The sequence below is a fragment of the Bartonella vaga genome (genome assembly GCF_037070895.1).
Classification (GTDB): domain Bacteria; phylum Pseudomonadota; class Alphaproteobacteria; order Rhizobiales; family Rhizobiaceae; genus Bartonella.
Genome location: NZ_JAYMZK010000018.1, coordinates 1 through 1,189 on the forward strand (window position 1 = coordinate 1; position 1,189 = coordinate 1,189).

General features: G+C 44.7%; 1 protein-coding gene. It reads left to right on the forward strand.

Features of this window, described 5'->3' with window-relative positions; translation table 11 throughout:
• Positions 1 to 1,176, forward strand: a complete 1,176-nt coding sequence (gene tuf / locus WCP76_RS06500) for an elongation factor Tu (protein WP_336294861.1) — start codon at positions 1 to 3, stop codon at positions 1,174 to 1,176.
• Positions 1,177 to 1,189: the final 13 nt, after the last annotated feature.

Sequence of the window (1,189 nt, forward strand, 5' to 3'; positions counted from 1 at the left end):
ATGGCAAAGAGCAAATTTGAACGTACGAAGCCGCATGTTAATATTGGTACGATTGGTCACGTTGATCATGGGAAGACTTCATTGACAGCAGCGATTACGAAGTATTTTGGTGAATTTAAAGCGTATGACCAAATTGATGCGGCACCGGAAGAGCGTGCTCGTGGGATTACTATATCTACAGCGCATGTTGAGTATGAAACGGAAAATCGGCACTATGCACATGTTGATTGTCCTGGTCACGCTGATTATGTTAAGAACATGATCACGGGGGCAGCGCAGATGGATGGAGCGATTTTGGTTGTTTCTGCTGCTGATGGTCCGATGCCTCAGACACGTGAGCATATTTTGTTGGCGCGTCAGGTTGGTGTTCCAGCGATTGTAGTTTTTCTCAATAAGGTTGATCAGGTTGATGATGCTGAGCTTTTGGAGCTTGTTGAGCTTGAAGTGCGGGAACTGTTGTCAAAGTATGATTTTCCAGGGGATGATATACCGATAATTAAGGGTTCTGCGCTTGCGGCACTTGAGGATAAAGATAAGAGCATTGGTGAAGATGCGGTTCGTCTTTTGATGAGTGAGGTTGATAATTATATACCAACACCTGAGCGTCCCGTTGATCAGCCGTTTTTGATGCCAATTGAGGATGTTTTTTCGATTTCTGGGCGTGGGACGGTTGTTACAGGTCGTGTTGAGCGTGGTGTCATTAAAGTTGGTGAGGAGATTGAAATTATCGGTATTCGTCCAACTTCTAAGACGACAGTTACAGGGGTTGAAATGTTTCGCAAGCTTTTGGATCAAGGTCAGGCAGGCGATAATATTGGTGCACTTCTTCGTGGGGTTGATCGTGAAGGGATCGAGCGTGGTCAAGTTTTGGCGAAGCCTGGTTCAGTTACTCCTCATACCCGTTTTAAAGCAGAAGCTTATATCTTGACGAAAGATGAAGGTGGTCGTCATACTCCGTTTTTCACGAATTATCGTCCTCAGTTTTATTTCCGTACTACAGATGTGACGGGAATTGTTACGCTTCCAGAAGGCACTGAGATGGTTATGCCTGGTGACAATGTTGCTATGGATGTCTCTTTGATTGTTCCGATTGCGATGGAGGAGAAGCTTCGTTTTGCTATTCGTGAAGGTGGTCGTACTGTTGGTGCAGGTATCGTTTCTAAAATCATTGAGTAAATAATGCTTGTTG